Genomic DNA, 22,490 nt, shown 5'->3' with positions numbered 1-22,490 from the left:
TTAGCTCTGCTCGTCATTTTTACTGTTGTCGTCCTTGCGCGGCTGCTTTTCGCCTTCGATGCACAGGGTTTCGCCATCGTCGCGGCGGATATGGATGTCCAGCTGGCTGAAGGCGATTTCCACGCCGGCTTCCTTGCACAGGGCATCGATGCGGCGGTTGAGCTCATCGGTGGCGGCCAGACGATCGCTGATGTCTCGCACATGAACCCGCAGTTCGTGATCCAGGGTGCTGGCGCCAAAGGTGAGGAAGAACACTACCGGTTCCGGATCGCCCAGTACGCGTTTGTTCTCGCGGGCAGCCTTGAGCAGAATCTCGCGGCACTTCTCCAGATCCGAGCCGTAGGCGAAGCCCACCTTGATGATGATGCGAGTGACGGTGTCGGACAGGGACCAGTTGATCAGCCGCTCGGTGACAAAGGCCTTGTTGGGCACAATGATTTCCTTGCGATCGAAATCGATGATGGTGGTGGCGCGGATACGGATGCGGCTGGCGGTGCCGTCGAGATTGCCGATGGTGATCACGTCGCCGATACGAATGGGACGTTCGAACAGGATGATGATGCCGGAGATGAAGTTGGCAAAGATCTCCTGCAGGCCAAAGCCGAGCCCGACACCCAGTGCTGCTACCAGCCACTGCATCTTGTCCCAGCTCAGGCCGAGGGCGCCAAGGGTAATGATGATGCCGGCGCCGACAATCACATAGGAGAGCAGGGTGGTGGTGGCGTAACTGGTGCCCTGGCGCAGATCCAGGCGCGACAGCACCAGCACTTCCAGCAGGCCGGGCAGGTTGCTGGCAAGCAGGTAGGTGACGGTGCCGATCACCAGGGCGGCGATCACGTCGCCGAGACTGATGGGGGCTGTCTGTTCGGTCTGGCCGATCATGTCGGTGGTTTCCCACAGCACGATGCTGTCGGTATAGGCGAAGGCGTGCAGCACTTCCGCCCATACCCAGTAGACCAGCAGGCCCACAGCGGCAAACAGGGCGAGGCGGATCAGACGCAGGGATTGCTGGTTGACCTGTTTCAGGTCCAGCTTGGGTTCTTCCACTTCCACCGCTTCGGATCCGGTGGTGTCTTTCTGCTCCGCTTCCCGCTGCGCCACCATGCGCTTGTAGGAAAGACGCTGGGCGGCCACCGCCAGGCCGCGCACGGCGGTAGCGTCCAGCACGATCCACAGGGCGATCAGGTAGAAACTGTAGATCATGTGGCCGGCCAGCCGGACCGAGGTGTAGTAGTAGCCGAGCCCGGTGAGCACCACCAGAGTCAGGGGAGCCAGTGCACACAGGGCGGTGATCAGGCCTTTCATGGTGCGACTGACGTTACGGGCCGGGTAGCTCTGGGCCACGCTGGGCAGGCTGATGGCGATGATCAGCATGCAGGCCAGCATGATGACCAGGCCGATACGATCGTTGCTGAGCAGGGCGGGCCAGTAATCCCCGAAGGAGACAATCAGCAGCACTGGAATCAATGCCAGGCCAGTCACCACCAGTCGTCGCCGCATGATGTGGTTGCCTTCATTGCTCCAGCGGAAATGACGCTGGGCAATGCCGTCGGTCTTGAGCATCCGGTAGAGGAATTCAAACACGAACCAGAGCAGGGCCAATTGCACCAGCGCGGAACCAAACACACTGGTCAGGTTGCCTTGCAGTTGCCACAGGCCGGTGCCGAACAGCAGCAGGAACACCGGCACCGGGGAGGCAATCAGCACGGTATAGAGCAGGCTCAGGGGGGTGTGCAGCTGGCTGTCCTTGCGCAGGTGCCCCACATCCTTGTTCATGGTGGCGATTTTTTTCTTCAGGCGCCGGCGGGGAATCAGCAGCAGTACCGGGGGCACCAGGATGGCAATCAGCAGGGGCCATTTGCTGCTGAATTGTTCGCGGGTGATGTGGGCCAGATCATCCCAGGGGGTGTTGGCCAGCTGATCAACAATCTGGCCGGGCAGCCTGGCCAGCCATTCCAGGCCCAGCGGCTGGGTGCTGGGCATCCAGAAGGTCTGCTCGGAAATGGTGGTATGCAGGCTGCGGCTGATTTTTAGCAGCTGCTGATGATTGAGCTGGGTACGGGTGAGGATCGCCAGCTGGCGACTGATTTCCCGGTCCAGCTGGTCGTAAAGGGTGAGGCGCTCCTCACGGAGAATGCGGAAGGCTTTCTCCAGCTCCGGGGTCGGTTTGGCTTCGAGTTCCTGGCGGGCGGGCAGCGGGCTGTCGTCCAGGGCACGAATGTCCTTGTCCAGCTCGAACTGGCTGATGCGGATCTCGGCGATGTTCTTGTCCAGGTCCAGCGAGGTGTCGCTCTGCGGCAGGCTTTTCTGTTGATCGTACAAAATACGGGACAGCAACAGGCTGCCTTCCAGCATGCGGATCTGGTCGTTGACGGTGGTCGACAGGGCGCGGGCCTTGTCCAGTTCCGTCTTGGTATTGACGGCGGTACGCAGCAATTCGTTGGTGGCGATATTGTGGGCGGCCAGCTGCTCACGTAATTCCCGGTTCTTTTCCCGCGCCTTCACTACTTGGGGCTGATTCAGCACATCCTCTGGCAGTTCTGCTTCCGGGGCATTGGCCAGGGCTTCCAGCTGATTACTGCGGCGCTCATTGATCAGCGGCTGCAGGGCATCCAGCTGGGCTTCGATGCGGTTCTGCTCCAGCTTGTAGAGTTGTTGCTGCAGGCGGGCAATATCCTGGGATTTGTCCACCACGGCCAGTTCCTGATTGAACCGGTTGATGCGGGTTTCCAGCGCGTGCAGTTCGGTGTTGAGCATCACCTCCTGAACGTCGGACAGTGACTCCCCCTGCCCATCGACGCCCTGGTTGAGCATCACGCGGATATCGTCCATGCGGTCCATGGCCCGGCTGATGGCACTTTGTGCCTGCTCAGGCAGGGTTTGCGCCCGGGTCAGGTCGCTACTGGCCTTGGCCAGCCCCTGCTGGTTTTTTTCCAGGGCATCCAGCTGTGACACCAGGGTTTTGACCAGTTCTTCCAGGGACAGATCGGCGTAGCGTTCCTGCCAGTTGGTGTCCTTTTCATCACGGGCGCGGGTAAGTTCGGCTTCCAGCCGGATGCGCTCACTGGGGGCCTTGGCGGAAAAGGTCTTGAGCGATTCGATCTTTTCCTGGTTCTGATCAATTTCCTTGCGCAGAGATAGGGTTTTCTCCAGCCGCTCCTTATCCGGGTTAGGGCTGCCATCTTCCTTATTGCTGCTGGTATCGGTCAGCTGTTTTTGCAGGTCACCCACGCCGGGCAGGGAAAAGGATGTGGCGGAGACTTGGGCATACGCCAGCATGGGCAGCAACAGCAGCAGGATCAGGGGAAGACGTCGATCCATAACAAAAATCACTCCTGGGGGAATCTGCGCTATTTGTACCATAGGGAGGCGCTGCACGCCTCATGCTGGATGCAACACGTTGCGCGCGTCAGGGGTGGTTTGCGAGAGGTCTTCTGTGGGAGCTTGCCTGCAAGCGATCCGAGCGACAGCGAGGGTAGGGGGCAGAAGCGAGTGACGAGTTTGGAGTTGCGAAAGGCCAGACCGGGAGGGTTGTTGTGTGTTGGGGTTCGAACCTCGCTTCTCGTAACTCGAAACGGTTTTTTCCTCGCCTGGGCTCGGATCGCCTGCAGGCAGGCTCCCACAGGTGTGGGTGGCTGGCTCCTACGGCTGTTTGGGTTCCCTCAGGCGCTTCGGCAAAACGTAGGTCGGAAATGGGCGTGAGCCCATCTCCGACGTGGGCCTTCATGGCGGAGATCGGCTTTCGCCGATTTCCGCCCTACGGTTGTATCGCCATGGGGCGCCGGGTTTTGTAGGAGCCTTGCTCGCAAGGCGATCCGAGCGACAGCGAGGGTAGGGTGGAGAAGCGAGTGACGAGTTTGGAGTTGCGAAAGCCCAGACCGGGAGGATTGTCGGGTCTTGGGGTTCAAAACTCGTTTCTTGCTACTCGAAACGGTTTTTCCTCGCTTGGGCTCGGATCGCTTGCAGGCAAGCTCCTACGACTGTTTGGGGCTCCCACAGGTGTGGGCGGCTGGCTCCTATGGCTTTGTCAGGCGGCGCATTAGTTGGCGGATGAGTCCGAGCGCCCTGTCGTCGGCCAGGGGGAGCAACTCCAGCAGCCATTGGTGCAGGTTTTCACGCTCTTCGATGCCGCGCGCATTGAGCAGCTCCTGCAGGGCATCACGGGTGTGTCGATAGGTGTCCTGGTCGTTGGCGGCGGCGGGTGCTTCAGGGCGGTGCTTGCGCAACTCCCAGGCATACACCATCACCGCCTGGGCCAGGTTGAGGGACGGCTGCGGATGGGCCAGGGGAATGCTGCTGCCCAGATCGCAACGAGCTACCTCTTCACCGTTCAGTCCACTGGATTCCCGGCCGAACACGATGGCGGCACGCTGCACACTGGTGTGTTTGGCCGACAGCAGGGCGGCGCATTCATCCGCATTCACATAGCGTTCTTTCTGGATCCGCTGGCGGGCGGTGCAGGCGATGCTCAGATCCACATCGGCCAGCGCCTCGTCCAGGCTGTTGAACTGACGGGCGTTAGCGAGAATGTCCTGACTCTGGTGTGCCACCCAGCTGGCAGCGGTCATGTCGCCGGGCCTGACCAGCCGTAAATCCTCAAACCCCATGGTTTTCAGGGCGCGGGCTGCGGCGCCGATGTTCTCACCCCGTGCGGGTTCTACCAGTACAAATGCGATATCCATGGGCTGTCATGTCTGTTGAAGGGGCCGGTGGCGGCATTGTAACCGCGATTCAGCCCGTGGCAGAAAATGTCCATGAATTGTCCCGGGGCGTCCTAGGGTTGGGACGATCGTTTGGCTACTCTTTGTACAGCAATAACAAAAAGTTACATAACAACAAACGGGGACCCCTAATGAAGAAGCTCGCTATCGCAGGCGTTCTGAGCGCCGCCGTACTGGCCTCACCGGCCCAGGCTTTCCAGCAGATCACCCACAAGCGCATTGCCATTGATGCGGTGAACTACATGAAGGCCAATCCGACCACCACTGAATACAATCGTCTGAAGGCCTGGGTGAACGCGGCCGGCTACAGCATGGACCAGTTTGCCGAAGTGATCGGGCAGGGCGCCTACGACGTGGACGACTTCCAGGACACCTACCTGTGTGGCGCCACCACCGGTGACTGTGTCTACGCTCCGGTCTTCAATGCGGGTTCCTCCCTGGTGAACTACACCTCCTACTGGCACTTCCAGAACCACACCCGTGGTTCCGATGTGCACGGCAACGACTTCGGCGGTTACAACTATGACCTGCTGACCGTATGGGGCGACATCGACAACATGGCCGCCACCTGGCTGTATGGCGATTACATGGATGATGGCAACGGTGGCATGACCGGCTGGTGGTGGTCTGACGATTCCGAGTACAACACCTATGGTGTGACCGAAGCCAACTATCGTCAGGGCAGCTACTCCAGCAAGTCCATGTACGATGACTTCGAGGAAATGCCGTTCCAGCCCATCGATAACCTGGGCCAGTACTGGTACAGCCAGTTCCTTGCCAACCCCACCGCCCAGACCCTGGGTTTCGTAATGCACACCACCGACCTGTTGCAGCCTCACCACGTGTGGACCACCTCTGCCCTGAACCACAGCGGCTGGGAAACCTGGGTGGCGGATTACTATGACAGCGAAAACCTGAACAACCCGGCCATGGTAGCGGCGGCGATCCAGGACTACACCCCGCTGTCTGCCTCCAGCAATGACATTCGTCCGCTGCTCACCCAGGGCGGTGCGTTGGCCTATGGCAACGGCGGTATCGTGCTGTCCAGCACCGATCATTCTGATCGTCTGCAGGTGGCTCAGGTAGTGATCCCCCATGCCATTGCCATGGTGGTGCATGTGCTGAACCATGCGGCGCTGAAAGTGAATCCGTAAGCGTCACACTGGCGGCCCTGCCGGGCCGCCCGTCTACCTCAATAATCACAACAAGAGGGGGCAGTAATGAAAGTTTTCAACAAGGTTATCGCGGTGGTGTCGGTGACTGCGGCACTCTCAGTGGTGGCAATCACCGGTTGGCGGCAGTGGGGCCCGTTACCGGAATCTGTGGCTGCCCGTGTAAACGGTGAGGCCATTCCTGCCGAGACCCTGAATATTTTCGTGGCGGCCAGTCGCCGCGCCAATCCCCAGACCAGCCGTGAAGTGGTGCTCAAGGGGTTGATTGAAAATCGCCTGTTGGCAGACATGGCGAAGAGTGAGCATGGCCATGAGGGCCACGAAGAAGGTGAAGGCCGTGTGGGCTATGACGCACAAAGCCTGCAGGAGCAGCATCGTTTTCGTCTGCTACGCACCGCCTATGCCCGCAAGATCCAGGACGCGGTACACGACTCTGGTGTCAGTAACAGCCTTGGCTGGCTGACGGCACCGCTGGATCTGTCTGCCGAGACCCTGCTGCCCATGCTGTCACTGCAACAGAATCTCTATACCACCATGACCGAGCAGCAACAGGCTCAGGCCGCCGCCCATGTGATTGCCCGTTACCGCTTTGCCGACGACGCGCCGGAGCAGACGCTGTCGCTGTGGGATCTGTATCGCCGCCAGAATATTCAGCTCAAGGTGCAGATGCATAACCTCAACCGTGAGTTTATCCGTGAGGCCATCAAGCAGCAGCTGAACATGGAGTTCGTGTTTCACTGGTTCAGGCATCAATCCGGTGTGGCGCCGGCCGCCATGGTGGCCATGGATCGCTGCATCGAAGATGCCCGTCAGCGTGAAGTCATGCTGCACGAGTACGGTCTGATGCATGACATCCACGACGACAATCCGGCGCTGCGTGCCCAGGCGGAAACCGTGACGGCGGAGCAGGTGGCCGAGTATTACCAACAGAACCGTGATGAGTTTGTGCGGGTGGAAAAAGTCCGCGCGCGGCATCTGCGGGTAAACAGCCAGCAGCAAGCCGACAAGGTCGTGGCTGAAATCAAACAGGGGCTGGCGTTTGCCGAGGCGGTAAGTCGTTATTCGGTGGCGGAGGATGCGGCAACGGGTGGTGAGCTGGGCTGGGTGGATCGCGACAGCCGCAATGGTGACTGGATCCGCGCGTTGGCCTTCGTACAACCACAGGGACGGGTGTCAGCATCGTTCCGCAGCCCCACCGACAGCAATGATGCCTACTGGGAAATCCTCTGGGTGGACGAAAAGGTCACCGGTTTCCAGCCGGTGGACAGTGAATCGGTGCGTTACCGGGCGGCCATGGCCATTGCCCGAGTACAGCTGCAGGAGGCCTTCAAGGCGCGTCTGGCGGCAGCCAGTGAAGCCGCCTCCCTGCGTGTGAATCCGGAGGTGTTGTAATGCGCGGGCTGTGGGTGGCCGTTGTCGCCGTGGGGGTGGTTGCTGGCGGAACAGCGTGGCAGCTGAAAAATACGGTTGCCGAGCCAGCGCTCACGGACACGCCAACGCAACAGGCAGAGCCTGCAGTACCTGCTGAGCTTGCCACTGAAGCCCAAACGGCGTTGCCGATGATCGAGATCATTGGCGAGCGTCATGTGCCGGCGCCACAAGCCATGCTGGAGGCGCAGAACCAGGATCCGGCCCGGGTGCCCGTGCCCTCTGAGGCAGTGGTAACGGCGCTGCGTGACAGTATGGAAAACGGTGACCCGCGCACGCCGCCCCTGGCGCGCAGTGAGGATCTGCGCGAGATGCCCAGCGCCAACGAGCTGGCAGATCCCGATCTCTACCAACAGTACGAGCAACGGCAAAACCAGAAGGTGTATGCCTCATTCGCCTCTGCGGCCACGCAGAAGATCAGCGATCTGGAAAGGATGATTGCCCGTGCGGAAGCGGAGGGCTTGCCTCCCGAGCAGATCCAGGAAGGCAGGGAAAAACTGGAAGGTCTGCGCAATCAGCGTGATGAGATTCTTCAGGCCCACCCGGAGGTGGCGGACACGCTTCAGTCCGTGTCCGTTTCCACTGGGCAGGAGTAGCCCAGATCGCGGGCACTGTCCTGCAGGCCGGGATCATCCGGTGCTAGCGCCAGCGCCTGACACAGACTTTGCCGGGCAGCGTCTTCATGGCCCAGTGCCTGTTGCGCATAGGCCAGGTTATTCCAGGCCGCAGAGAAATCCGGCTTGAGCATGACCGCCTGCTGGAAGGCGTGCAAGGCGGCCTCTCGTTGTTGCCCACCCCACAGGCTGTTGCCATAGCCAAACCATAGCTCGCCACTTTGCGGGAAAGCTTCTACGGCCATGGGCCAGTAACTTTCTCCATTGGGCGACGCCGAGATAGCCCGGAATAATCCATGGGCGGTGGCGCTGGCGGGCAGTTCACCCGGCTGAACCAGAGTGAAGCCCCAGCGATCGGCGCGGGCCCAGGTACGAATAAAGCGATTCCAGTGGCTGCGATCACTCGCTGTGGTGCCGCTGTGCAGGATGATGCTCTTGCCGGCCTTGTCGTAGCCGGTGACCACGGCAAAGTGCCATTTTGGCCAACTTTTCAGCGCCAGGTTTTGCAACACCAGTACCGGCCGTCCTGCCTGAATTTCCCTGAACAGACTGGTTTCATCTTCTACCGGGTAAGCGAGCAGACCTCGGCTGCGCGCGGCGGCTTTCAGTTCGATGCCGAGGCTGCCTTGCCGTTCCGGCAACCAGACTTCGTCCAGCAGGGATTCTGCGGAATCGGTCTTGCCCGCCCACTGCAGCATCATGGCCAGAGCAGCGGGACCGCACTGATATTTTTCCTGGGCAACAAAGGGCACGCTGAGCTGCTGCTCAGGGGGTTGCCGGGCAAGTTCAGGAGGGGGAAGGGTCTGGCAGGCTGCCAGCAGGAGCAGGAAAGCGGCAGTGACAACGGGGCGAACCCGTTGCCACAGCGCCAGACGTGGGGACATGGCAATCACCCCAATCAGTTCACCGGTTGAATCGCCGGGAAGATATTGGTGGCACCCAGCAGATCCAGCACGATAAGGATGACGAGGATCAGTACCACAGCGCCGAGCACACTTTGGCCGGCGGGCAGTTCATCAGCCTGTTGGGCAAGTTGCTGCAGTTCCTGATCCGTGAGCTTGTCCAGGCGCTGGCTCACTTGCTCTTTGTCGACGCCGTATTTTTCCAGGGTTTGTGCGGCGGCTTTGTGGTCCATCACCTGCATCACTTTGGCTTTGAGTTCAGCACGATCCTGTTGCTGAATCACCGCGTCGTTGCCGACCATGGCGGCGTGGGCCGTGGGGACAACCAGTAGCTGCATGAAGAGCAGCACGAACGCAGTAACAAGGCCTGTCAGACGCTTGGTCATGAAATTTCTCCTGATGGCTTGGTTGATGATTACGCTACCAGTTTGACGTCAGGATATAAGAATTGCTGCCGCGTTTTTCTCATCTTTTACAAGGACTTTACCGATAACGCAGCCAGTGACGCCGTTCATCGCCAAACGTTGCAGTGCATCTTTTGCATCTTCGTTCGGCACGCAAAACAGCAGGCCTCCACTGGTTTGCGGATCACACAATGCCGTGAGTACGGCATCGGACACGCTGGCGTGATTTTGACAGTGGAGCAGGGCATGGCGGTTGGCTTCACTCAGGGTGCTGGCCACTCCGTTGTCGATCAATTCCAGGGTCCCGGGCAACAGGGGGACGCAGCTGCTATCCAGCGCCATGCTGACCTGACTCTGCTGGCAAATCTCGATCAGGTGGCCAAGCAGACCAAAGCCGGTGATATCGGTGCAGGCATGCACGGTGCTTTCTGCCAGGGCTTGCTGAGCTGGACCATTACTCTGCAACAGCGTTTCCAGGGTGGTGGCCAGCCAGTCTCCGCGCAGTTTGTGGCCATGCATCATGGCGGCCAGTTGGACACCACTGCCGATGGGCTTGGTGAGGATCAGCGTGTCGCCAGGTCGCGCGCCGTTTTTGTGCCACAGGCGATCGGGCGGGGCCGCACCATTCACGGTAAAGCCCGCCGCCATTTGCGGGCCCTCGATGGTATGGCCGCCCACCAGGGTACAGTGTGCGCGGTTTAGTTCGTCTACCGCCCCGGCCATCAGGCGGGCCATGTCACGGCCCTGCAGGCGCGGGTGATTCCAGCCCAGGGTAATGTTGGCCAGCGCAGAATGCGGCGTGGCATTCATGGCGTAGAGATCACTGAGACTGTGTAGCGCCGCGATACGGCCAAAGCGATAGGGCTCATCAATGAAGGCCGGAAAAAAATCCAGGCTCTGTACCAGTTGATGATCCGCGGGCCAGTGGATGACGGCCGCATCGTCGGCGGCGTCGACCCCGGCTTCGATGCCCGGGTTACGGTGGGGCTGCAGCGAGGAAAGGGCGTCGGTCAGCGCACCACTACCCACCTTGGCTCCACACCCGGAGCAATGCAGCGCCTCTGGATCCGCAGTCGCAGGCGCCATGGCGGGCAACTGGCGATCGAATTTGTCCATGAAGGCACGGTCGATACGGTCTTTCCACTGCCAGATCAGCGGGCCCGCCACACTCAGTGCCCCGCCGCGGCTGGCGACCGCATCTTTGCCGCCGGCTGAAAGCAGGGAAAGAAATCGCGTTTGCGGGCGGTAGGCTTTCAGCGGCTGGCCCTGCAGGGCAACACGTAAATTATGGGCAAGGGTAGCCGCCTGGCGCACCGCATAGACCCCGGCCTTGGGTAACGGCTGCGGGAAGGCGGCACAGTCACCCGCGGCGAAGATGCGCGGGTCGGTGTGACTTTGCAGCGTGGCATGCACCTTCACAAAGCCCTTGTCGTCACAGTCCAGATCACTGTGCCGGAACAGGGCGATGCCACGCACGCCGGTGCACCACAACACCTGATCGGCCTGCAGCGGCGTGTCGTTGGCCATCAGCACGCCCCGTTGATGTCGAACCTGAGTGTTCTCCAGCAGCTGGATGCCGTAATCACTCAGCCGTTGCTGCATCTTGCGACGCACGCTGCTGGCAAAGCCGGGCAGCAGGGTGCTGCCGGAAACCAGTGATAGTGACACCGGTTTGTGGTGCTGGCGGGCATATTCGGCAATGGCCAGAACCATCTCGGTACCGCCGGCACCGGCACCGACCACGGCGAGGGTGTCTTCATCGCTGTGAGCGATCCACTGCTGCCAGCGCTGGTAAAAATTACTGACCGGTTTTACCGGCACTACCTGCTCCGGCAAGGTCTCTCCCAGGGGCGTCAGATCCGGGGTGGCGCCCACATCCAGACTCAGCCAGTCATAGTCCAGCTGGCTGCCATCGCTGAGGCTCAGGCGGCGCTGGCTGCTGTCGATGGCGGTCACCGCCGCCTGGACAAACCGGGCGCCGGTGGCGATGCACAGGCGGTAGAGATCCACATGAGTCTCTTCCAGGGCGTAGTGGCCGGCGATCAGGCCCGGCAACATGCCGGAGTAGGCACTGAGCGGATCGGGCGATACCAGGGTGATGCGCACCCCGGGGATCGGCTTCATGGCCAGCATGCGCAGTGTCAGGCAGTGGCTATGACCGCCACCAACGAACACCAGATCCAGATTGGCGGGAGAGGGCATCACAGCAGGATTTCACCTTTCAGATAGCAGCGCGCTTCGCCACTGAGGCTGACCCGGTCGCCATCAAGGCTGCAAAACAGTTCGCCGCCGCGGGCAGACACTTGTCGGGCATGCAGTTGAGTCTTGCCAAGTTGTTCGGCCCAGTAGGGTACCAGGGTGCAATGGGCGGAGCCGGTGACCGGATCTTCAGGCACCCCTTTTGCCGGGGCAAAGAAACGACTGACAAAATCACAGTCCTCGCCACGAGCGGTGATCATGACGGCAAAGGTATCCAGCTGGGCGATGGCGTGCAGGTCGGGCTGGAATTCCCTGACCTGTTCGGCGCTATCGAGTACCACGAGGGTATCGCGGGACTGCAGGGCGGCGCTGATCTCCACACCCAGCGCCGTTTGCAATGGCTGCAGATCGACAATCGGTTTGCCAGGTCGGGCAGGAAAATCCATCGTCAGGCGATTGCCGTCACGGCTGACAAACAAGGGGCCGGAGGCGGAACTGAAACGGACACGTTCGCCGGGAAAACCGAGGGCATTGAAAACCACCCAGGCGGCGGCCAGGGTAGCATGCCCACACAGGTCTACCTCTACGGTGGGAGTAAACCAGCGCAGCGCGTAACCCTGCTCATCCGGCACGATAAAGGCCGTCTCTGAGAGATTGTTCTCCAGTGCGATATTCTGCAGCAGGCTGTCATCCAACCATTCATCCAATGGCACAACGGCGGCAGGGTTACCGCCGAACAGAGAGGAGGTGAAGGCATCAACCTGGTAAAGCTTCATGGAGATCCTTGGTTTGAACGCTGGATGCCGGACGCCTTGGGCCGGGCGCTAAATAGATAAAAGCCGCCTACAGGATAAAGGCCCTTTGCAGATGCTCCAACCTTTGCAGTGACGATGTCTGGCGTCAGGCATCCGGCATCTGGCATCCAGCGTTCCTCAGCCTTAGCCGTTTGCGCAGAGCCCGTGAAATGGCATCCACCAGCAAGTTCAGCATCACGGTGGCGAGGATCAGGACCAGGGTGCGGTCAAAGCGGAACTCGGCCACGCTGGAATCGATGTAGAACCCAAGCGTATGAATGCCGAGGATCCCCAGTACTGCCGTCTCGCGCATGATCACTTCCCAGCGGTAAAGCAGAAAGGCCAGCAGGTTGGGGCTGATGCGGGGTAGCACTTCAAAGGCGTATCGATTGAGGCCGCTGGGGGCGTCGGCGCGCAAATGCAGGTTTTCGCTGAAGCGGCCGGTCAGGTGGGCCACGATGGCGCCGGTGTGCAAGGCCAGGGCGAGGATGCCGGGCAGCATGGATGGGCCAAGCAAAATCAGGAAAAAGAAGGCGAGAAAGAATTCCGGCGTGGTGCGCAGTACCACCAGCAGGCCATGGCCACCCAGCCGCGAAAGGCGATTGCCAAACAGCGGTGAAATGAGTGGGAACATCAATAATGACAGCAAGGCGGTGACAAGCAGGGCCGCCATGCCCAGCACCAGGGTTTGCCACAATCCGGGCCAGAGCTGTTGTTGCCATAACATGGCGAACCAGTGGGCAAGCTCTGCCATACCGCCGCCCTGGCGCAGGGGCGCGGGCACCAGGTCGTGGCTGACAAAGCGCACCAGGATATCCGGATTGAGATTCACCAAAGGCGGAGCCCAGACAACGGCTGCAATCAGATAGACCGGGATCAGGGAGGGGCGCAGCCACCAGCGCAGGGTAAAGATGAGCAGGAAAAACAGATACAGCAGCGCGGCGCCCTGATCGTAATGGCCTTCGCGAAAGGCGGTTTCCAGATGAAAGCCCAGGGTCGGCAAGCCGATGAAGCCAAGAATGGCTGAGGCCCGGATGGCACATTCCAGTCGGTAGCCGCCGTAAGCCTTGAAGGCTTGCCACACCAGCGGCAGGCGGGCAAAGAAAAACACGCTCAGGGGATGACTGCCAGAGGGCAGGGCGGCAGCCGGTGCTGGATCGGCTTCTTCGAGAAATTCGCCAAACACCTTGGCAAAGATGCCACTGTAGGGAATGGCGATGGCCAGTACCGCGGTGACGGTATTGAGCCCGGTGAGCTGCAACAGTAACAGCCCCCAGAACAGTTCATGCACCGCACGAACGCTGGCGGCTGCCGCACGCACTGCCCGCCAGTGCCAGAACACCGCCATGGCAAACCCGGCCACTGCGCCCAGGGCGGTGCCCTGCCAGGCGAAGGCCAGAGTGTTGGCGATGGCTCGCCAGAGAAATTCTGTGGAGAAAAAATCCGGACTCAGGAATCCCTGACTGATGCGCAGCAGTTCATGGCCGGGAGAAACGCGGGTGATTTCCAGATCCGCCAACAGCAATGCCAGCAGGCCCACAAGTGCCAGAGCACCACTCACGCGGCGCCAGCCACTGGCGGTAGTGTTGAGCGCCGGGGTCATTGGTAGAGGGCGTCCAGATCCGCCAGTGCCAATGACGAGCAAGGGGCATCCAGGACAATGGCGCCATCGCGCAGGCCGATGATGCGGGAGCAAGTCTCCAGGGCCAGTTGCCGGTCATGCAGGGCGACCACACCAGTGTCATGCCGTTCCAGTGTCTGTTGCAGCAGGGCGAGCCCCTGATGCTCATCCACATTGGAAACCGGTTCGTCAGCAAGCAGGATGTTGCGCCGTGTGTAGATGGCGCGGCCCAGGGCCACGCGCTGAGCCTGTCCGCCGGACAAGCGGTCCACACTGGTGAACAGTTTTTCTGCCAGCCCCAGCTCATCGCTCAGCTCGCCGATGGCCTGTTTGTGCTGGCGGGAAGGCCAGACCAGATTGCGCAGATTATGGAAACTGTGATGACGATCCAGAGCGCCCATGTAGATGTTGTGAAACACGCTGAGCATGGGTACCAGGTCAGCATCCTGCGGGCACCAGGCAACAGTGTCAGGTTGCTGGCTTCGCAGGGCGCTGAGCAGGGTGGATTTACCCGCGCCGGAGGGGCCGAGTAAAGCCACTTTTTCCCCCGCCTTGATCTGCAGGGTCAGGTTATCAAACACGGCCTGGCCGGGATGGCCAAGCCGTGCCTGTTCGAACTGAAACACGATCAGGGTGCGTCCAGCAGTCCGATTTCCTGAGCGGTAGCTTCGATAGGCGCATAGTCATCGTTGCTGGCGGGGATGAACTTCTCCCGCGGAAAGGCGCTGAGCAGTACCGGATCTTCAATGGCCAGCAGGGCATCGGTGACACGCTGAGTGAAGCCTTCACCGAACTTGTGATCCAGCGTGCCGCGCACGGTCCAGTGGTAGTCAGGGTAGGCCGGAGTTTCCCAGATTACCTTCACCTTGCTGGTATCGATCTTGCCTTCTTCCAGTTCACGCTCCCACACCTTGAAATTCACTGCGCCAGTGGCATAGGCGCCGCTCTGTACCAGGGCGATGGTGCGGCTGTGATCGCCGGAGAAGCCCACCTTGTCGAACAGGGCGTCCGGCGCTTGGCCGAAGGTTTCGCGCAGATAGAATTCCGGCATCAGGCGGCCTGAGGTGCTGCCCTTGGAACCGAAGGTGAAAGAGGGTTGCTCGGTGAAGGCTTCGGTGAGGGTGTCACCGGCTTCCAGCCCGGTGCTGGTGTTGGCAATGAAGTAGCTCTTGAAGGCGGTGTCTTCCTGGCCCTGGGCGATCGCCTCGGAGCCGGGTACCAGGCGTCGGGCCTGCACGCCGGACAGACCACCGAACCAGGCCATCTGTACTTCGTCGTTACGGAAGGCGGTGACCGCAGCTGCGTAGGATTTCACCGGCACATATTTGACCGGTACGCCCAGCTGGTCTTCCAGATACAGGGCCACCACGCCGAAGCGCTTTTCAAGCTGTGACTCATCCTGATCGGGAATGGCGGTAAAGGTGAAGGTGCCCAGGTGGGGCTGTTCGCTACAGGCAGACAGCAACACCGCTGCCAGCAGGGTGGCAAGAATCTTGAAACGCATTGTCAGCTCCGTTCAATAGGGAGGCTTACCGGGCGGGGGGATGAAATAGATGGTGTCGCGGGCCCGGCGATACGCGACAGGCGAAGTATATAGAACCGGGCCACCAGGGCGCCACTGGAAGGCGAAGCAGCTGTGAGCTATGAGCCACGAGCTATGAGCTACAAGCTACAAGGAAAGGGCATGGGTGCTCTGTCATGTTGTCGGGGATTCTGTGGGAGCGTGCTTGCACGCGAATTGAGCACTCTCAAGTACACTTCGCGTGCAAGCACGCTCCCACAGAAATTCAGAATTACCCCTTGAATGGGCAGGAACATCCTGTTTTTACCCAGTGAACTCTGTGTTCTCTGTGGCAAAACCGGTTTTGCTTTTAGCGTCAGGCATCCGGCGTCCAGCATCTGGCGTAGTCACAGATTCTGGTAGCGATTCATGTCCAGTACTCCGGCCTGGCTGGGTTCATGTTGTTCCATGTAGCGCGTCAGGGAATGGAAGTAATCCCAGAAACGGGGATGGGTGCGGCGGATGCCGTAATCGTCCACCAGACGGGTAAAGTCATCCTCGTCTTCCACGGCATCCATGCGTTTAACAAAGGTGGCCAGTTCGGATGGCTTCAGGTTGAACATGAAGTTGGGGTAACTGGCGAGTACACCGGGATACAGAGTCAGGGTGTCCAGTTCCGGCTGGAAACGGCCATCTTCATTGAACATGAACGCTACGTTGCTGTGTGCCCTGTTGCGGAACAGGGTATAGATCTCCTGTTCACCGGCCTCATTTTCGACACGCACCATGGTGACTTCAGGCAGATACTGAATGGCCGGCAGGTTGCCCATGCGGCGTGAGGCCAGCTTGCTCAGATCACTGTCGGCCTGCTGCCGCCAGGCGGCTACAGAATCGCGTGAACAGCGCTCGCTGTCGCAGCGATTCAGCGGATCGGGTCTGGCGTTGATGGCCGCAAAGCGTTGTACCAGGTTGGCGTTGAATTCATTCACCGGAGTGCTGGTCTTGAACGGGATGGCGGTGGGGTGCTCCGTATCAATGCTGGCATAGCTGATTTTCAGACGAATCTTGCCGCCATCCTGATACCAGTGATTAATGACCGGCTCGCGCAATTCGCGAGGCAGGTAGCGGAGGAAATTCTGTTCGGCACCGTTGCGGATCAGGTCGAAATATAGCCGGGTCTGGGCCTGATGGGAGACGGCGCCGAATACATTGAAATTGACCACCAGCTGGTAGTAGGTGCGTTCAAACAAGGGGTAGTCCATGACCCAGGTGGTCAGCGGGTAGTCACCAAGCAGGCCTTTGCGTACCGATGCATTGTCGTGGTTGCGCAGAATGGTCAGCAGCGCATTCTGATTCTGGCCTTCGCCCGCCCAGATGGATTCCCAGCCGGGTCCGGCAGGCTCGGCGTTGGCATAGGCCTGTTGGCGCATGCGCAGGTAGTCATTGCGGTCTCCGCTATAGCGGAACCAGGCCGCCCCGGCTTCCAGCAGATCTTCGTCCTGGCCGGGCAGGCCGAGCAGGGGACTGACCTGTTCACGGTAGCTGGCATCGGTGATGAACAGGTCGTGCTGCGGATCCTGGAACACGGTCCAGAATTGATCGCGAATCACATCGGTGGCAATTTGCCCGCGGCATACGGGACCGCGAATAAAGGTACGGACAAAATATTCTGCATTATCCAGCATGAATTGATAACGGGCCCGGGCGGGAATCGCGGCAAAGGTAATAAAGGGGTTGGCCCGGTTTTCATAGCGGTAGCCCGGCAGGGAATCCACCTGCCACTGGCTGGAGAAGAATTGCTGCTGGGTGCGGGCCAGCTTCTGCGGGTTCAGGGCAAAGGTGATGTGGGTCTTGTGCACCAGCGTGCCGCTCACCGGGCGTAGCCGGTACCAGAAGGGGTGAGCTGGCTCGTCGTTGGGGCGTACGGTGGCGACCGGTACGAGGGGTTGGCCGGGCGGGGTGGATGAACGCTCCAGAGTGAAGAAATGGTCGGGGCGTTGCCCTTCTTCCTCTCCGAAATAGAGATGGGCAAGATAAAGGTGCTCGTACAGCCAACGGGCGACCAGTGCATGGCGGTTGCCCTCATGGTTGAGCAGGCTTTCCCATTGCCGGATCTGTTCCCGTTCAGACGATGACAGGGTCAAGGGCTCCGCTTCGGTGTGGGCGCCGTTCTGCATCCATTGTTTCAGGGTTTCAAATTCCTTGTCGGTGAGCCCGGTAACGGCCAGCGGCATGCCTTCCATGGGGTGGTCATCAGCGTAGTCTTCAAACTCTTCCGGATTTGGACAGGTGTTTTCACGCTTGATACCCAGCTGGATCTTGTTGGGCAGTTTCTGGTTGGCGGGGAAGTCGTGCTGGTGGCCCAGGGATAGCATCTTGTAGAGCAGAGAGCCGCGCATGCCGTAGGCGCTGTGAATGACGGAATAGAAGCCCTTTTCTCGCCACTGGGCGGTCGTCTGGGCATCGGTGCCGAGGCGGGTGGGGGGAATGCTCTCCTCGCGGCCACCGTTATATACCGGGATCTTGCTTGCACCACGCTCCAGCCCGTCGACGCTTTCCAGCTTGAGCTGGCAGGGGGCATCGTAGCAGCCATGGCAGGCCAGGCATTTCTGGTCAAAGATCGGCCGGATGTCTTTCTGGTAGCCGGGTGTTGCTGCCAGGGCTGCAGTGGATAGCGCACATGACGCGACGATGGCACCAACCAGTTGTTTTACCAGACGCATCCGCCATTTCCTCCTGATCCCGCAATTGCCAACGAGTCTACCGGCCGCCCTCCTGGCTGGCTACGGCCGTGCCGGATGCACACGAAAAAGTCAGTAAAATTGACGGCGTTGGCCGGCTGTAAGTGTTGTCCTTGAACAAAGGTAGGTCGCGGTTATGGGCGATGAAGTGTTCGACAACGGATGAGCGCGCTGTTGCGTGAAGCGTGGTGCATGTTGCGTGTCTCGTGCAATCAAAACATCGGCATCATCGCTGCGGCCCAGCCGATCAGCATGGCCAGCACCGCTCCGGCGGTGAGCTGGGTGCGTAGCTGGCTGTACCAGCTTGGCAGTTCCTCATTGAAGAGCATCTGTTCCGTACCCCACAGAAACATCAGCCCGGCGGAGAGCATCGGCAGAGCCAGCTCCCGCGGCAGCATCAGCCCGGCCCAGCCGATGAAGGCGGCAAACACGCCGAATAACTGGGTTGGAAACTGGTTGGACTGGTCAAAGCGGCCAAGTACTCGCCCCCAATGGATGGCACCCGCAAAAGTGAGAGACACGGCGGCGTAACCCACGAGCCCCAGCAATGCCGTGTCGCGCCAGGTTTCTGTCCAGGCTAACCCGGCCATGATGAACATGGGCGACAGACTGGCCAGGGTCAGGGTGCGGGTACGGCGAATGTTGTCGGTGCGGGATCTGGACACGGCAATTCCTTCAAATGCGTGTTCTCAATTATCCGTTGCTGAAGTGAAGGTTAAGACAAGAAACGACGTATCAGGTGGGGGTATAGCCCGCCCAGGGATGGGCGGTGAGGTGTTTGGGAAGATAGAGCGGGTGGGCTGGATCGCCGGAGGCATTTACCCGTATGGCATGCAGGTTACCCAGTCGGTTGGCGACCTGATGGGCCCGGTCCATGTGATGACCCAGATTCCCCCAGGCAGCGACCACAAGATCGGCCTGGTTGGCCAGCTTTCGTAGCCATTGGTCGTTCTTCGGGCCCACCGGATCGGCGGCGGCAAACAGGTCTTTGGGGTAGGTGGCGCGGAAGGCGAAGAGGTTGGCTACGCACAGCCCGGAGTAACCCCAGTCGCGGGCGAAGCCCATGCCGCGGCGAATGGTAGGGTCATCCTGACGATGATTGGCAGTGGAGGGATTGAGACCAATCAGCAATATGAAATCATCTCCCTCTGCCCACTGGCGCCAGAGGGCATAGCGGTATTGTCGGCAACGCGAGAAATTGGCGCTGCGTTGCAAAATATCGGTGGTCTTGGTCATGGCCGGGTATTGTAGGGATTTGGCATAGTCGTGCCACTGACATCCGCGGAGTACCCCATGGAATTCAAGGACGTGATGGCCCAGCGCCACAGTGTGCGAGCCTTTTCGGACAGGCCGGTAAGTGATGAGCTGCTCAATGATTTGCTTACCACGGCGGCGTCTTCACCCAGCTGGTCCAATACCCAGCCCTATCAGATTGCCGTTGCCCGCGGTGCCGTGCTGGAAGATCTGCGTGAGACGTTGCCCCCCATGTTTGATGAGCTGGTGGCCTTGGCGCGGGGCTCGAAGCTGCAACAGATCAAGGCAAAGCTTACCAATGACGGTGTCCCGGATGGGGATTTCCGTCCGGTCACCCACTATCCAAAAGACCTGCAACCGCGCCGTAACGCCACAGGGCAGAAGCTTTACGAGCTGCTGGGGATCGAGCGGGGCGACAAACTGGGCCGGCATCAGCAGATGCGGGAAAACTTCCGCTTCTTTGGTGCTCCTGTGGCCTTGTTCGTGTTTGTCCACGAAGGGCTGGACGTGTACAGCCCACTGGATGCCGGCATTTTCCTGCAGAGCCTGATGCTGGCGGCCACGGATGCGGGGCTGGGCACCTGCGCCCAGGGCGCCCTGGCACTGTGGCGTTCGCCCCTGGAGAAGCACTTCGATATTCCGGGCCACTACAAGCTGCTCTGCGGCCTGTCCCTGGGCTACGAGGCAGAAGAGACCATCAACACTTTCAGCCCCGGCCGCGCGCCCCTGGAAGAGCTATTGATCAAGGCGAAGCCGCTGTAGGAGCGAGCCTGCTCGCGATGCGAGCCTGAGCGAGGTAAGGATCCCAGAGACAGGTTTCGAGCAATCATTCCTGACAGGTCTCGAAACAATGATTCCCCTTCTGTCCCCTCGCTGCGCGAGGTTCGCGGGCTCCTACAGCAAGAACAGCGTCACTTCGCAATTCGCGCTCAGTGAACTCTATGCCCTCGGTGGTAAATCCGCTTCTGATCTTTGCGTGCCGCGTGTTGCATGAAGCGTGATGCAGCCGCAGAGCAGCCCAAAAAAAACCGCGCCAAATGGCGCGGTTTTCTTTCAGCCTGCAGCGCGAAGCTTCAGACGCTCAGCCAGGTATAACCCGGCCTCGCGTTGCAGCTTGTAGCTTGAAGCTTGCTGCTTTTAAACCGCTTCCAGTCCCAGAGAGCGCTGACATACCCGCGCGGTGCGGATGGTGTGCAGCTGCTTGGGGGACAGATCGTCCGGCAGTTCCACGGTGCTGTGGTCCTGATGGATCTTGATCGGGCCGATCAGACGGCTGGGCAGCTTGGCTTCGTTGGCGATGGCGCCAACGATATTGCCGGGCTTCACGCCGTGGTCGTGACCCACCTGGATGCGGTACTGACGCATGGGCTTGTCGTTACGACGGCCGCCGCGTGGACCACCACGGTCATCACGGCCGTTGGCACGACGCTCGCGACGTTCGCGGGGCTCACGTGGCTCGCGTACCTGCTTGACGAACTTGGGTTCCTTGAGGATCAGCGGTTCGCGGTGGAACATGGCGGCGGCCAGTGCCACAGCCATATCTTCGCCGGACAGGTCCATGCTTTCAGCGATCTGCTTCACCAGGGCACGGGTCTCGTCGATGTTGCCATCCTGGAGACGGGCGGCCAGTTGCTCCTGGAAACCGGCAATACGCTTGGCATTGAGGTCGTCCACGGAGGGCAGGGCCATCTTTTCGATGCTCTGGCGAGTAGTGCGCTCGATCTGACGCAGCACATGCTGCTCACGACGGCTGACAAACAGGATGGCGTCACCCTGACGGCCGGCACGACCGGTACGGCCGATACGGTGAACATAGGCTTCCGGGTCACCGGGCATGTCGTAGTTGATCACGTGAGTGATACGCGGCACGTCCAGACCACGGGCGACCACGTCAGTGGCAACCAGCAGGTCAAAGCGCTTGTCTTTCAGGCGCTGTACGGTTTTTTCACGCTGCTGTTGCTGCATGTCGCCGTTGAGGGCGTCGGCACGCAGGTTGCGGCGATTCAGTTGCTCGGCCAGCTCCAGGGTGGCCTGCTTGGTACGCACGAACACGATCACGGCGTCGTGATCTTCGGCTTCCAGGATGCGGCTCAGGGCATCCAGCTTGTTCAGGCCTGCCACCGGCCAGAAGCGCTGGCGGATGGTGGTCGAGGTGGTGGCGCTACCGCTGTCGATCTGGACCCGCTGCGGGTTCTTCAGATGCTGGTCGGCAACCTTGCGGATGACCGGCGGCATGGTGGCGGAGAAAAGCGCCAGCTGACAGTCGTCAGGGGTGCGCTCGAGGACCCATTTCACATCATCGATGAAGCCCATGCGCAGCATTTCGTCGGCTTCATCCAGCACCAGGGCCTTGAGGTTGTCCAGTTTCAGGGAGCCGCGTTCCATGTGATCCATGACGCGACCGGGGGTGCCGACAATGACCTGGGCGCCGCCACGCAGGCCCTTGAGCTGGGTGCGGTATTCACCGCCACCATAGATAGGCAGGACCTGAAGGCCCTTGATGTCGGCTGCAAATTCTTCACAGGCAGTGGCGACCTGGATAGCCAGTTCGCGGGTGGGGGCCAGGATCAGCATCTGCGGTTCACGCAGGCTGGCATCCAGCCGGGCAAGCAGGGGCAGGGCGAAGGCAGCGGTTTTACCGGTACCAGTTTGGGCCTGACCCAGCAGATCATGACCATCGAGCAACAGCGGGATGGCTTGCGCCTGAATCGGCGACGGCTCTTCGAAGCCCTGTCGGGCAATAGCGGAGAGCAAAACCTCGGGCAGGCCAAGAGTGGCGAACCCGGCACGGGAATCTGACATGATTTACCTATTGATAGGAGGGGAAGGGCCGGGGGGATCCCCAGCGAAGAGCGCGAATCATACGCGCATCGAGTGAAAATTGCACGTTATTTCGCCAATTCCAGCTGAGCGCGGTCGTTTCGGCCGGAAATCTTGAATCGCTCAGGAGGTAGTTACGGAGCCGCTGTAGGAACGTAGCGCAGCGGAGTAACGCACGCAGTGCGGCCCGAAGGGTGAGCGCAGCGAATAACCTGCCTGCAGGCGATCCGACCTAAGCGAGGCAAGGATTCCAGAAACGCTGTTAGAACTTCAGGAACTTGAGGTGCGAATCTGCGGTGAAAGTGGCACTTGCCTGGCT

At 60.2% G+C, this 22,490-nt stretch carries 17 protein-coding genes; 4 read left to right on the top strand and 13 right to left on the bottom strand.

Annotated features, from left to right (window positions below; genetic code table 11):
• Together mscK and MWU49_RS04345 are read right to left on the bottom strand one after the other, a co-directional pair.
• A complete protein-coding gene (gene mscK, locus MWU49_RS04350) occupies positions 1–3,321 on the bottom strand; it encodes a mechanosensitive channel MscK (protein ID WP_246968624.1) in 3,321 nt (1,106 codons plus the stop codon).
• A 695-nt stretch (positions 3,322–4,016) separates the two neighbouring features.
• On the bottom strand, positions 4,017–4,682 hold the full coding sequence (locus MWU49_RS04345; protein ID WP_246968622.1) for a tRNA/rRNA methyltransferase: 666 nt from the start codon (positions 4,680–4,682) through the stop codon (positions 4,017–4,019).
• Positions 4,683–4,852: 170 nt separating this feature from the next.
• Between MWU49_RS04345 and MWU49_RS04340 the strand changes: the two genes are divergently transcribed.
• From MWU49_RS04340 to MWU49_RS04330, 3 genes are all read left to right on the top strand, one after another.
• The gene (locus tag MWU49_RS04340) at positions 4,853–5,875 is read left to right on the top strand and encodes a phospholipase (protein WP_246968621.1); all 1,023 of its coding nucleotides are present in this window, start codon (positions 4,853–4,855) and stop codon (positions 5,873–5,875) included.
• Between the two features lie 66 nt (positions 5,876–5,941).
• Positions 5,942–7,285 carry a peptidylprolyl isomerase gene (locus MWU49_RS04335; protein WP_246968619.1) on the top strand — a complete coding sequence of 448 codons (1,344 nt, stop codon included), beginning with the start codon at positions 5,942–5,944 and terminating at the stop codon, positions 7,283–7,285.
• Positions 7,285–7,917 carry a hypothetical protein gene (locus MWU49_RS04330; protein ID WP_246968617.1) on the top strand — a complete coding sequence of 211 codons (633 nt, stop codon included), beginning with the start codon at positions 7,285–7,287 and terminating at the stop codon, positions 7,915–7,917. Before MWU49_RS04335 ends, MWU49_RS04330 begins: the two co-directional genes overlap by 1 nt.
• Here MWU49_RS04330 and MWU49_RS04325 read toward each other — a convergent pair.
• The 10 genes from MWU49_RS04325 to MWU49_RS04280 form a co-directional block, all read right to left on the bottom strand.
• Entirely contained in the window at positions 7,884–8,819 is a 936-nt protein-coding gene (locus MWU49_RS04325; RefSeq protein ID WP_246968613.1) for a PA2778 family cysteine peptidase, read from the bottom strand. The genes MWU49_RS04330 and MWU49_RS04325 overlap by 34 nt on opposite strands.
• A 14-nt stretch (positions 8,820–8,833) precedes the next feature.
• Positions 8,834–9,223 carry a PA2779 family protein gene (locus MWU49_RS04320; RefSeq protein WP_246968610.1) on the bottom strand — a complete coding sequence of 130 codons (390 nt, stop codon included), beginning with the start codon at positions 9,221–9,223 and terminating at the stop codon, positions 8,834–8,836.
• Between the two features lie 48 nt (positions 9,224–9,271).
• Complete coding sequence (gene selD, locus MWU49_RS04315) at positions 9,272–11,443, bottom strand: selenide, water dikinase SelD (RefSeq protein WP_246970711.1); 2,172 nt, start codon at positions 11,441–11,443, stop codon at positions 9,272–9,274.
• On the bottom strand, positions 11,443–12,216 hold the full coding sequence (locus MWU49_RS04310) for a PhzF family phenazine biosynthesis protein (RefSeq protein WP_246968607.1): 774 nt from the start codon (positions 12,214–12,216) through the stop codon (positions 11,443–11,445). Before MWU49_RS04310 ends, selD begins: the two co-directional genes overlap by 1 nt.
• 124 nt (positions 12,217–12,340) lie before the next feature.
• On the bottom strand, positions 12,341–13,837 hold the full coding sequence (locus MWU49_RS04305; protein ID WP_246968604.1) for an ABC transporter permease: 1,497 nt from the start codon (positions 13,835–13,837) through the stop codon (positions 12,341–12,343).
• Positions 13,834–14,481, bottom strand: coding sequence for an ATP-binding cassette domain-containing protein (locus tag MWU49_RS04300; RefSeq protein WP_246968601.1), 648 nt, complete (start codon positions 14,479–14,481; stop codon positions 13,834–13,836). Before MWU49_RS04300 ends, MWU49_RS04305 begins: the two co-directional genes overlap by 4 nt.
• Positions 14,482–14,483: 2 nt before the next feature.
• Positions 14,484–15,359, bottom strand: coding sequence for a putative selenate ABC transporter substrate-binding protein (locus tag MWU49_RS04295; protein ID WP_246968598.1), 876 nt, complete (start codon positions 15,357–15,359; stop codon positions 14,484–14,486).
• A gap of 404 nt (positions 15,360–15,763) precedes the next feature.
• Positions 15,764–18,079, bottom strand: a complete 2,316-nt coding sequence (locus MWU49_RS04290) for a fatty acid cis/trans isomerase (RefSeq protein WP_246968595.1) — start codon at positions 18,077–18,079, stop codon at positions 15,764–15,766.
• A 230-nt stretch (positions 18,080–18,309) separates the two neighbouring features.
• On the bottom strand, positions 18,310–18,762 hold the full coding sequence (locus tag MWU49_RS04285; protein WP_246968591.1) for a DUF3429 domain-containing protein: 453 nt from the start codon (positions 18,760–18,762) through the stop codon (positions 18,310–18,312).
• Positions 18,763–18,832: 70 nt separating this feature from the next.
• Positions 18,833–19,333, bottom strand: a complete 501-nt coding sequence (locus tag MWU49_RS04280; RefSeq protein WP_246968588.1) for a DUF1643 domain-containing protein — start codon at positions 19,331–19,333, stop codon at positions 18,833–18,835.
• A gap of 57 nt (positions 19,334–19,390) precedes the next feature.
• Here MWU49_RS04280 and MWU49_RS04275 point away from each other — a divergent pair, with 57 nt between their 5' ends.
• Positions 19,391–20,113, top strand: a complete 723-nt coding sequence (locus tag MWU49_RS04275; RefSeq protein ID WP_246968585.1) for a nitroreductase — start codon at positions 19,391–19,393, stop codon at positions 20,111–20,113.
• 375 nt (positions 20,114–20,488) lie between these two features.
• Here MWU49_RS04275 and MWU49_RS04270 read toward each other — a convergent pair whose 3' ends face one another.
• Positions 20,489–22,153, bottom strand: coding sequence for a DEAD/DEAH box helicase (locus tag MWU49_RS04270; protein WP_246968582.1), 1,665 nt, complete (start codon positions 22,151–22,153; stop codon positions 20,489–20,491).
• Positions 22,154–22,490 lie beyond the last annotated feature (337 nt).

The organism is Alcanivorax sp. S6407 (genome assembly GCF_023016115.1).
GTDB lineage: Bacteria > Pseudomonadota > Gammaproteobacteria > Pseudomonadales > Alcanivoracaceae > Alcanivorax.
Note: the sequence above shows the minus strand (reverse complement) of the source record. Positions and strands in the feature narration are given on the sequence as shown.

Coding starts and splice junctions, on each gene's coding strand:
- MWU49_RS04275 (WP_246968585.1), top strand. CDS start 19,391: ATGGAATTCAAGGACGTGATGGCCCAGCGCCACAGTGTGCGAGCCTTT.
- MWU49_RS04340 (WP_246968621.1), top strand. CDS start 4,853: ATGAAGAAGCTCGCTATCGCAGGCGTTCTGAGCGCCGCCGTACTGGCC.
- MWU49_RS04290 (WP_246968595.1), bottom strand. CDS start 18,079: ATGCGTCTGGTAAAACAACTGGTTGGTGCCATCGTCGCGTCATGTGCG.
- MWU49_RS04330 (WP_246968617.1), top strand. CDS start 7,285: ATGCGCGGGCTGTGGGTGGCCGTTGTCGCCGTGGGGGTGGTTGCTGGC.
- MWU49_RS04310 (WP_246968607.1), bottom strand. CDS start 12,216: ATGAAGCTTTACCAGGTTGATGCCTTCACCTCCTCTCTGTTCGGCGGT.
- MWU49_RS04320 (WP_246968610.1), bottom strand. CDS start 9,223: ATGACCAAGCGTCTGACAGGCCTTGTTACTGCGTTCGTGCTGCTCTTC.
- MWU49_RS04305 (WP_246968604.1), bottom strand. CDS start 13,837: ATGACCCCGGCGCTCAACACTACCGCCAGTGGCTGGCGCCGCGTGAGT.
- MWU49_RS04295 (WP_246968598.1), bottom strand. CDS start 15,359: ATGCGTTTCAAGATTCTTGCCACCCTGCTGGCAGCGGTGTTGCTGTCT.
- MWU49_RS04270 (WP_246968582.1), bottom strand. CDS start 22,153: ATGTCAGATTCCCGTGCCGGGTTCGCCACTCTTGGCCTGCCCGAGGTT.
- MWU49_RS04325 (WP_246968613.1), bottom strand. CDS start 8,819: ATGTCCCCACGTCTGGCGCTGTGGCAACGGGTTCGCCCCGTTGTCACT.
- selD (WP_246970711.1), bottom strand. CDS start 11,443: ATGCCCTCTCCCGCCAATCTGGATCTGGTGTTCGTTGGTGGCGGTCAT.
- MWU49_RS04345 (WP_246968622.1), bottom strand. CDS start 4,682: ATGGATATCGCATTTGTACTGGTAGAACCCGCACGGGGTGAGAACATC.
- mscK (WP_246968624.1), bottom strand. CDS start 3,321: ATGGATCGACGTCTTCCCCTGATCCTGCTGCTGTTGCTGCCCATGCTG.
- MWU49_RS04280 (WP_246968588.1), bottom strand. CDS start 19,333: ATGACCAAGACCACCGATATTTTGCAACGCAGCGCCAATTTCTCGCGT.
- MWU49_RS04335 (WP_246968619.1), top strand. CDS start 5,942: ATGAAAGTTTTCAACAAGGTTATCGCGGTGGTGTCGGTGACTGCGGCA.